At 62.5% G+C, this 10,129-nt stretch carries 9 protein-coding genes; all 9 read left to right on the top strand.

The features are described from left to right. Nucleotides 1-268 precede the first annotated feature (268 nt). Nucleotides 269-730 carry a cytochrome c-550 PedF gene (gene pedF / locus FBY02_RS27595; protein WP_144931648.1) on the top strand — a complete coding sequence of 154 codons (462 nt, stop codon included), beginning with the start codon at nucleotides 269-271 and terminating at the stop codon, nucleotides 728-730. A gap of 5 nt (nucleotides 731-735) precedes the next feature. After that, nucleotides 736-1,611, top strand: a complete 876-nt coding sequence (locus tag FBY02_RS27590; protein WP_144931646.1) for an ABC transporter substrate-binding protein — start codon at nucleotides 736-738, stop codon at nucleotides 1,609-1,611. Between the two features lie 10 nt (nucleotides 1,612-1,621). Further along, entirely contained in the window at nucleotides 1,622-2,380 is a 759-nt protein-coding gene (locus FBY02_RS27585) for a quinoprotein dehydrogenase-associated SoxYZ-like carrier (protein WP_144931644.1), read from the top strand. Nucleotides 2,381-2,396: 16 nt separating this feature from the next. Then, nucleotides 2,397-3,323 carry a quinoprotein relay system zinc metallohydrolase 1 gene (locus FBY02_RS27580; RefSeq protein ID WP_144931642.1) on the top strand — a complete coding sequence of 309 codons (927 nt, stop codon included), beginning with the start codon at nucleotides 2,397-2,399 and terminating at the stop codon, nucleotides 3,321-3,323. A gap of 164 nt (nucleotides 3,324-3,487) precedes the next feature. Further along, nucleotides 3,488-5,263, top strand: coding sequence for a PQQ-dependent methanol/ethanol family dehydrogenase (locus FBY02_RS27575; RefSeq protein WP_144931640.1), 1,776 nt, complete (start codon nucleotides 3,488-3,490; stop codon nucleotides 5,261-5,263). Nucleotides 5,264-5,538: 275 nt separating this feature from the next. After that, nucleotides 5,539-7,059, top strand: coding sequence for an aldehyde dehydrogenase family protein (locus tag FBY02_RS27570; protein ID WP_144931638.1), 1,521 nt, complete (start codon nucleotides 5,539-5,541; stop codon nucleotides 7,057-7,059). Between the two features lie 238 nt (nucleotides 7,060-7,297). Beyond that, a complete protein-coding gene (pqqA, locus tag FBY02_RS27560) occupies nucleotides 7,298-7,369 on the top strand; it encodes a pyrroloquinoline quinone precursor peptide PqqA (RefSeq protein ID WP_003243383.1) in 72 nt (23 codons plus the stop codon). Between the two features lie 131 nt (nucleotides 7,370-7,500). Then, a complete protein-coding gene (gene ercA, locus FBY02_RS27555) occupies nucleotides 7,501-8,658 on the top strand; it encodes an alcohol dehydrogenase-like regulatory protein ErcA (protein ID WP_144931650.1) in 1,158 nt (385 codons plus the stop codon). Continuing rightward, nucleotides 8,642-10,012, top strand: coding sequence for a hybrid sensor histidine kinase/response regulator (locus FBY02_RS27550; protein WP_144931636.1), 1,371 nt, complete (start codon nucleotides 8,642-8,644; stop codon nucleotides 10,010-10,012). The genes ercA and FBY02_RS27550 overlap by 17 nt, the downstream gene beginning before the upstream one ends. Nucleotides 10,013-10,129 lie beyond the last annotated feature (117 nt).

Genomic DNA, 10,129 nt, shown 5'->3' with positions numbered 1-10,129 from the left:
GTCCAAGGCCAGGGCGGCCGAGGACAGTGAAGATTTCCAAAACTCGGTATCCGGTAGATCGTAAGGCCGCTCCGCTTAAGTGAACAGCATTACGCCTTTGCCGGGAAGACTTCCCGAACCGCCTGTCTTTGCGACCTGCGTCGGATGGCCTGCTACCAAGGAACTAGGACCCGACCACCAAAGCAGCATTCGGCTGGCGCGGCACGGTTCCTAAGATGACGGCACGGCCTCTGTAGAGAGGTCAGCGTGCAATCCAGAGGGCATAACAATGACAACAAAACGCAACGCCATCATCGCTACCGCTTTGCTGATGGGGCTGACCGGCGCAGGCTCCGTGTGGGCCCATGGCAACGTAGTGCCCCAGGCAGTGGAAACCAAGGGGTTGACCCCGGTCAAGGACACCAACCTGCCATTGGACGCCGATGGCTGGGCTTCGCAGAACCCTTATCGCAACTCCCCCGAACGGGACAAGGCCGTGGAAATCGGCGCCTCGGCGTATAACCAGAACTGCGCCGCGTGCCATGGCCTGGAGGCCAAGTCCGGCGGGATCGCCCCGGACCTGCGCATGCTGGATGCCGCCGAAGCCGGAGATGAATGGTTTGTCGAACGCGTGCGTCACGGCGCGGTACGCGACGGTCGGGTCTACATGCCGAAAATGGCCGATTACCTGAGCCAGGAAGCCTTGTGGGCCGTGCGCACCTACCTCGACAGTGTTCACGTCGAGGAGTGATCGCCATGCGCCTGTTCGCGTGGGTAATCTGCAGCGTGCTGCTGTGTAGCCAGGCCGTGCAGGCGCAAGTGCGCAGCTACGACCAGATGATCGCCGCCGGTGAGTTGAAGGTGGCGGTGTACAAGGACTTTGCGCCGTACAGCTTTGAAGCCGACGGCCAGCCCAGGGGCGTCGATGTGGAGCTGGCGCAGGCCCTGGCGAAAGCGCTGGGTGTGCACCTAAAACTGATCTGGGCGCCGCCCGGCGAGAAGCTGGACGACGACCTGCGCGATTACATCTGGCGCAGCAGTCCGCTGCACGACCGTCAACTGGCCGACCTGATGATGCGCGTGCCCTACGATCACGATTATGTGCAAAGACGCAACGACGTCGGTGAACTGGAAAACGCTCAGGTGGTGATGTTCGGCCCTTACCAGCAGGAGTGTTGGCAGGTGGCCTATGACCGCAGTCGATTGGATTCGGTGGGCAGCGTCGCGGTGTTCCAGCAGCATCCCATCGGGGTGGAAGTCGACAGCGTGCCGTCGTTCTACCTGACGTCGGTGTTCAACGGCATGCTCAGCGCCAGGACCCATCACTACCCCAGCGTCGCCCAGGCATTCAAGGCCATGCAGGCGGGGGAGGTCGACGCCGTCATGGCCATGCGCGGCGAGGTTGACTGGCAGGTCCACGAGGCCGCCGATCCGCAACTGGCCTTGGCGGAAAATGCCTACCCGAACATGGGCAAGCAGCGTTGGGAAATCGGCATGGCGGTGCATGAAAGCAACCGGCAACTGGCCTATGCCGTGGAGGAAGCGTTGGAAAGCCTCATCCGCGACGGCAGCCTCAAGGCCGTCTATGCCCATTACGGCCTGCGTTACGACGTGCCGGAGATGTATCAATAGGAGCGCAGGGATGAAATGGCTCGCGTGTTGCCTGCTGGGGGTCGGCCTGCCGATGATGACGCTGGCAGCGGTCGAGCCGGGAAAGGACCCGGTTCCGTCGGTGATGTGGGCGTTCTATCACAAGCAACTGCTGGGCGACGCGCCGTTCGTGTTCGACGAGCGGGTCCGGTTGTTGGCACCGCCCTTTGCCGAAGACGCCCGCCAGGTGCCGCTGGAAATCGACGCCCGCGCCTTTGCCGGCGACGTGGTCCGGGTGCTGGCCTGGGCGGAACTGAATCCGTTGCCCAGGATCGTCGACTTCCAGCCGGGGGAGCGGGTGTTGTCCTGGCTGTCGATCCGCATCCGCATCGAGCAAGCCACGCCATTGCGCGCCGCCGTACAGACCCGCGATGGCCTGTGGCACGTTGGTTCGACCCTGATCGATGCGGCCGGGGGCGGTTGTACCGCGCCCAGTGTGGTACGCACCCAGCCGGGCTGGGAGGAACACCTGGGCGAAGTGCTCGGTGCCCGTTATTCCCGGGGCGACAGCAGCCGCCTGCGGGTGCAGGTGGCCCATCCGATGGACAACGGCCTGGTGAGCGGCATTCCTGAGTTCTTCCTCAACCAGGCTCAATTGCTCGACGCCGACGGCCAGGTGCTGGCGCGCCTGGAGCTGTTCCCGGCGGTCAGCGAAAACCCCAACCTGGGCTTCGACGTAAAAGGCCCCGGGCAGACCCGCCTGATGTTGCGCGACAACAGTGGCAATCAATTCGAGGCGGCGATCCCCTGACCCCAAGGAGCGCGCCATGCGCTGGACACTATTGATCTGCTTGTGCCTGCCGGTGTGGGCCGGCGCGGCGGACTATTCGCTCAAGCCCCGGCAGATTGCCGAGGACACGTGGCTGCTGGAAGGCAGCACCGAGAATTTTGCCAAGGCCAATGGTGGCAACATCGTCAACACCGGTTTCATCGTCACCAACGCCGGCGTGGTGGTGATCGACACCGGGCCGTCGAAGCGCTACGGGGAAGCTCTGCGCCAGGCTATCGCGGCGACCACGGACAAACCGGTTGTCCAGGTGCTGTTGACCCATCATCATCCGGACCACGTGCTGGGCAACCAGGCCTTCAGCGACGTACCTGTCGGCGCCCTGGCGGGCACCACCGACCTGCTCCGCCAGCAGGGCGATGCGATGGCGGAAAACATGTACCGACTGGTGGGCGACTGGATGCGTGGCACCGAGGTGGTGCTGCCGACCCAAACCGTGGTTCCCGGTACGCTGAAGGTGGGCAATCATTCGTTGCGGCTGTTGCAACTGGCCGGGCACACCGGGGCCGACCTGGCGATATTCGATGAAACCACCGGCGTGCTGTTCGCCAGCGACCTGGTGTTCTACGAACGGGCCCTGACCACGCCAAACAGCCCGGGATTGGATGTGTGGCTCAAGGACCTGGACACGTTGCAGGCCTTGCCCTGGAAACTGATCGTCCCCGGCCACGGCCCGCTGGCGAGCGACCAGCGGCCCTTCTGGCAGATGCGCGACTACCTGAGCTGGCTCGACCAATTGATGCGCGACGGCGCCGCCCGGGGCGACGACATGGCCGAGATGATCCGCAGCCCCATTCCCGAGCGCTTTGCCGGGATCAGCCTGAGCCGTTATGAGCTGATTCGCAGTGTGAGTCATCTTTATCCGCGGTATGAACGGGTGGGGATGAGGCGGGTGGATGCCAAATGACCCTTGGCTGAGCAATTCCTCTGTGGCGAGGGGATTTTCATATGTACCAAGGAACTAGAAAACTCAACACAGCGGGCAATTGTTGGCAGCGGCCCCGAGCCCAAGAATCTGTGGCAGACCGGGAAAATTTCCCGGGTATAACAATAACCGCAGAGGTAGCCGTCATGACTCATCCCGCACGTCGCCAACCCTTCGCCGTGAGCCTGCTGCTCAGTGCCATGCTGCTGTCGGGTTCGGCCCTGGCCGCCGTGACCGATCAGGAAATTCTCCAGGACCCGAAAAACCCGCAACAGGTCGTCACCAACGGCCTCGGCGTCCAGGGACAGCGCTACAGCCCGCTCGATACCCTCAATGTCAACAACGTCAAGGACCTGCGGCCGGTCTGGGCGTTCTCCTTCGGCGGTGAAAAACAACGCGGCCAGCAGGCCCAGCCGATGATCAAGGATGGGGTGATGTACCTCACCGGATCCTATTCGCGGGTGTTCGCGGTGGACGCTCGTACCGGCAAGAAACTCTGGCAGTACGACGCGCGTCTGCCCGATGACATCCGTCCCTGCTGCGATGTGATCAACCGTGGCGTGGCGTTGTACGGCGACCTGGTGTTCTTCGGTACCCTCGATGCCAAGCTGGTCGCCTTGAACAAGGACACCGGCAAGGTGGTCTGGAGCAAGAAAGTCGCCGACCACAAGGAAGGCTACTCCATCAGCGCCGCGCCCATCGTCGTCAACGGCAAGCTGATCACCGGCGTGGCGGGCGGCGAGTTCGGCGTGGTGGGCCAGATCAGCGCCTTCGATCCGAAGAACGGCGAGCTGCTGTGGACCCGTCCGACCGTGGAAGGGCATATGGGCTATGTCTACAAGGACGGCAAGGCGGTCGAGAATGGCATCTCCGGTGGCGAAGCCGGTAAGACCTGGCCGGGGGATCTCTGGAAAACCGGCGGCGCGGCGCCGTGGCTGGGCGGCTACTACGATCCGGAAACCAACCTGCTGCTGTTTGGCACCGGCAACCCGGCCCCATGGAACTCCCACTTGCGTCCTGGCGACAACCTCTATTCCTCGTCGCGCCTGGCCCTGAATCCGGACGACGGCAGCATCAAGTGGCACTTCCAGAGCACGCCCCACGACGGCTGGGACTATGACGGCGTCAACGAGCTGATCTCCTTCAACTACAAGGAAGGCGGCAAGGACATCAAGGCAGCGGCCACCGCTGACCGTAACGGCTTCTTCTACGTGCTCGATCGCACCAACGGCAAGTTCATCCGTGGCTTCCCGTTCGTCGACAAGATCACCTGGGCCAGCGGCCTGGACAAGGACGGTCGGCCGATCTACAACGAGGCCAGCCGTCCGGGCGCGCCGGGCAGTGAAGCCAAGGGCAGCTCGGTGTTCGTCGCCCCGGCGTTCCTGGGCGCGAAAAACTGGATGCCGATGGCCTACAACCAGGACACCGGGCTGTTCTACGTGCCCTCCAACGAGTGGGGCATGGACATCTGGAACGAAGGCATCGCCTACAAGAAAGGCGCGGCGTTCCTCGGCGCGGGATTCACCATCAAGCCGCTGAACGAGGACTACATCGGCGTGCTGCGAGCCATCGATCCGAAGACCGGCAAGGAAGTCTGGCGCCACAAGAACTTCGCGCCGCTGTGGGGCGGGGTACTGACCACCAAGGGCAACCTGGTGTTCACCGGTACGCCTGAAGGTTTCCTCCAGGCCTTCAATGCCAAGACCGGGGAAAAGGTCTGGGAATTCCAGACCGGTTCCGGCGTGCTCGGCTCGCCGATTACCTGGGAAATGGACGGCGAGCAATACGTCTCCGTGGTTTCGGGCTGGGGCGGCGCGGTGCCGCTGTGGGGCGGCGAAGTGGCCAAGCGCGTGAAGGATTTCAACCAGGGTGGGATGCTCTGGACCTTCAAGTTGCCGAAGGAGTTGGTGGCGAAACGCTGAGTTGACGCGGTATTCACTGTAGATACAAAACCTGTGGGAGCGAGCCTGCTCGCGATAGCGGTGGATCAGCTTGCATCGATGCTGAATGTGCCGACGCCATCGCGAGCAGGCTCGCTCCCACAAAAAAAGCCGATCCATCCAGATATCCCGGCAAAACCTACGACCAAATAACGAGAGCCCCTCCTGCCAATGACGCATTCGTCTGGCCGGCGGGGCTCTCTACCATCGGCCTATCGCCTGTCCCGTGACAGGCATCGACCAGGCAGAGGCCCATCATGATCTACGCACAACCCGGAACCCCAGGCGCCGTCGTTTCCTTCAAGCCGCGCTATGGCAACTTCATCGGTGGTGAGTTCGTCCCACCGGTCCAAGGCGAATATTTCACCAATACATCCCCGGTCAACGGCCAGGTGATCGCCGAATTTCCGCGCTCCAGCGCCGCCGACATCGACAAGGCCCTGGATGCCGCTCATGCCGCCGCCGATGCCTGGGGCAAGACGTCGGTGCAGGACCGCTCCCTGGTGCTGCTGAAAATCGCCGACCGTATCGAACAGAACCTGGAAATCCTCGCCGTCAGCGAAACCTGGGACAACGGCAAGGCCGTGCGCGAAACCCTCAACGCCGACGTGCCGCTGGCGGCCGATCACTTCCGTTATTTCGCCGGGTGCATCCGCGCCCAGGAAGGCGGTGCAGCCGAGATCAACGAGTTGACCACGGCGTACCATTTCCATGAGCCGCTGGGCGTGGTCGGGCAGATCATCCCGTGGAACTTCCCCTTGCTGATGGCCGCCTGGAAACTCGCTCCGGCCCTGGCCGCCGGCAACTGCATCGTGCTCAAGCCGGCGGAGCAGACACCGCTGTCGATCATGGTCTTTGCCGAACTGATCGCCGACCTGCTGCCGGCCGGTGTGTTGAACATCGTCCATGGTTTCGGACGCGAAGCCGGTGAAGCCCTGGCGACCAGCAAGCGTATCGCCAAGATCGCCTTTACCGGTTCGACCCCGGTGGGCTCACACATCATGAAGTGCGCCGCCGAGAACATCATCCCGTCCACCGTGGAACTGGGCGGCAAGTCGCCGAACATCTTCTTCGAAGACATCATGCAGGCCGAGCCGAGCTTCATCGAGAAGGCGGCCGAGGGCCTGGTGCTGGCGTTCTTCAACCAGGGCGAAGTCTGCACCTGCCCATCCCGTGCCCTGGTGCAGGAGTCGATCTACGTGCCGTTCATGGCCGAAGTCATGAAAAAGATCACCCAGATCAAGCGCGGCAACCCACTGGACACCGAGACCATGGTCGGCGCCCAAGCGTCCGAACAGCAATACGACAAGATCCTTTCGTACCTGGACATCGCCCGCGAGGAGGGTGCCGAACTGCTGACCGGCGGCGCGGCCGAGCGCCTGGAGGGCGACTTGTCGAGCGGCTATTACATTCAGCCGACCCTGCTCAAGGGCCACAACAAAATGCGCGTGTTCCAGGAAGAAATCTTCGGCCCGGTGGTGGGCGTGACCACCTTCAAGGACGAAGCCGAAGCCCTGGCGATCGCCAACGACAGCGAATTCGGCCTCGGTGCCGGCCTGTGGACCCGCGACATCAACCGCGCCTACCGCATGGGCCGGGCGATCAAGGCCGGGCGCGTCTGGACCAACTGCTACCACCTCTACCCGGCGCACGCGGCGTTCGGTGGCTACAAGAAGTCCGGCGTGGGGCGTGAAACCCACAAGATGATGCTCGATCACTACCAGCAGACCAAGAACCTGCTGGTGAGCTATGACATCAATCCGTTGGGTTTCTTCTAATCCGCAAACGCTGCAAAACCCTGTGGGAGCGGGCTTGCCCGCGAAGGCGTCGGCACGTTCACAGAACTCAGTGACTGAACGGCCCCTTTCGCGAGCAAGCCCGCTCCCACATTTTATGTGTGTAGAACCTGCTACCAACGCACCCCACCCACCGCTTCGAAAGTAGCATTCGAAGCCAAGGCACCCCGTGCATTAATGAGCTTGCCGGAATCGCCCGGTACAAGAAGAGGAAAGACCCATGTGGACTAAACCCGCGTACACCGACCTGCGTATCGGCTTCGAAGTGACGATGTACTTCGCCAATCGATGAGCGTCGGCCCGGCCTGATGCGTTCAGGCCGGGCTACCCATTGGTCTGATTGCATTAACGGCGGGATGCTTTAGGCTCTGGGTATCCAACACAATAAGAACAGGCTTACCAATGAGCCATGTACCTGAAAAGATGAGCCTCAGCCCGCTACGCAAGTTCGTTTCTCCTGAAATCATGTTCGGTGCCGGTTGCCGGCACAATGTCGGTAATTACGCCCAGACCTTCGGCGCGCGCAAGGTGTTGGTGGTCACCGATCCAGGCGTCATCGCCGCCGGCTGGGTGGGTGATGTGGAGGCCAGTCTCCAGGCCCTGGGTATCGATTACTGCATCTACAGCGACGTTTCGCCCAATCCCCGGGTCGAGGAAGTGATGCTCGGTGCCGAGCTGTACCGGGAAAACCACTGTGACGTCATCGTCGCGGTCGGTGGCGGCAGCCCCATGGACTGCGGCAAAGCCATCGGGATCGTGGTTGCCCATGGCCGCAATATTCTCGAGTTCGAAGGTGTCGACACCCTGCAAGTGCCGAGCCCACCGCTGATCCTGATCCCCACCACTGCCGGGACCTCGGCCGATGTCTCGCAGTTCGTGATCATCTCCAACCAGCAGGAGCGCATGAAGTTCTCCATCGTCAGCAAGGCCGCCGTGCCGGATGTCTCGCTGATCGACCCGGAAACCACCCTGAGCATGGACCCGTTCCTGTCGGCCTGCACCGGCATCGACGCGCTGGTGCACGCTATCGAGGCCTTCGTTTCCACCGGTCACGGCCCACTCACCGACCCTCATGCGCTGGAGGCCATGCGGTTGATCAACAGCAACCTGGTTCAGATGATCGCCAACCCGGCGGACGTTGCCCTGCGGGAAAAGATCATGCTCGGCAGCATGCAGGCCGGGCTGGCATTCTCCAATGCGATTCTCGGCGCCGTGCACGCCATGTCCCACAGTCTGGGGGGCTTCCTGGACCTGCCCCATGGCCTGTGCAACGCGGTGCTGGTGGAGCATGTGGTGGCGTTCAACTACAACTCGGCGCCGGACCGTTTCAAGGTGATCGCCGAGACGCTGGGGATCGACTGCCGTGGATTGAATCATCGGCAGATCCGCACCCGATTGGTGGAACATCTGATTGCGCTCAAGCACACCATCGGTTTCCACGAAACCCTGGGCCTGCATGGCGTGAGCACTTCGGATATTCCTTTCCTGTCCCAGCACGCGATGGATGATCCGTGCATCCTCACCAACCCTCGGGAGTCGAGCCAGCGGGATGTCGAGGTCGTCTATGGCGAAGCCCTCTGACGAACAGCAAAAAGCCCTGGCCGGGCTGTTGGGGTTGGGCAATCATTCGACGCGCAAAAGCCATTACCCTGAACTGGCGGCGCGCCTCGAAGACCTGGAGCTGGCCCGCCAGCGCCTGCAACAGCTCAACGATCAGTTGGAGCAGCGGGTGGCCGAGCGCACCGATGAATTACTGGAAGCCAATCACAACCTCCAACAGCAGATCGCCCAGCGCAAGCTCGTCGAACAACAGTTGCGCGACGCCCGCGACGCTGCACAGGCCGCCAACCGCAGCAAGGATAAGTACCTGGCCGCCGCCAGCCACGACCTGCTGCAGCCGCTCAACGCCGCGCGCCTGCTGATCGCCACGTTGCGTGAGCGTCAGTTGCCGAACGCTGAGCAGGTTTTGGTGGAGCGTACTCACCAGGCTTTGGAGGGCGCGGAAGACCTGCTCACCGACCTGCTGGACATTTCCCGGCTGGACCAGGCTGCGGTTCGCCCGGACATTGCGTCCTATCGCCTGGACGAGTTGCTGGCGCCGTTGGTTTCCGAGTTTCAATCGGTGGCGGGCGCCGCGGGGTTGGAGTTGCGTGCGCGTTTTGGCGAAGAAGTGGTCATGACCGACCTGCGTCTGCTGACGCGCATCCTGCGCAACCTGCTCAGCAATGCCTGTCGCTACACGGACCAGGGCGGTATTCTTCTGGCCGCCAGGCGCCGGGGAGGGCGCTTGAGCCTGGAAGTCTGGGACACGGGGCGCGGGATTGCCGCCGAGTGCCTGGAGTCGATTTTCCTCGAATTCAACCAGCTGGACGTGGGCCGGGCGGCAGACCGCAAAGGTGTAGGGTTGGGGTTGGCAATCGTCGAGCGCATCGCCCATATCCTTGGCTACCGGGTCCAGGTGCGTTCCAGGCCGGGGCGCGGCTCGGTGTTCAGCATCGAAGTGCCGCTGTCGGAGGAAAAGCCGCTGCCTTTGTCCGAGACACCAGTCCTGGCGATGAGCGGCAACCCGTTGCCCGGACGCCGGCTGCTGGTGATCGACAATGAACTCAGCATCCTGCAAAGCATGGCCGCGTTGCTGGGACAGTGGGGCTGCGAGGTACTGACCGCCACTGACGAGGCGACCGCCCTGGAGGTGCTGCAAGGCCATGCACCGGAGCTGATCCTGGCGGATTTCCATCTGGATCATGGGGTGGTCGGCTGCGAGGTGGTCAAGCACCTGCGCGAGCATTTCCAGCAGACCATCCCGGCAGTGATCATCACCGCCGACCGCAGCGACCAGTGCCGCCGCGCCTTGCGCAAACTGAATGCGCCGCTGCTGAACAAACCGGTCAAGCCGGGCAAGTTGCGGGCAGTGTTGAGCCAGTTGCTGGGGTAGTGCCAGATAAGCACTGATCCCTTGTGGGAGCAACTGTCTTGGATGATTTATTTAGCCATTCTTTTTCAAGGCAGCAAAAGCTCTCACAGCTCTTGGCAGTGCAGATATCTGGAGAGG

The organism is Pseudomonas sp. SJZ078, from assembly GCF_007828255.1.
In the GTDB taxonomy this organism is placed as follows: domain Bacteria; phylum Pseudomonadota; class Gammaproteobacteria; order Pseudomonadales; family Pseudomonadaceae; genus Aquipseudomonas.
Note: the sequence above shows the minus strand (reverse complement) of the source record. Positions and strands in the feature narration are given on the sequence as shown.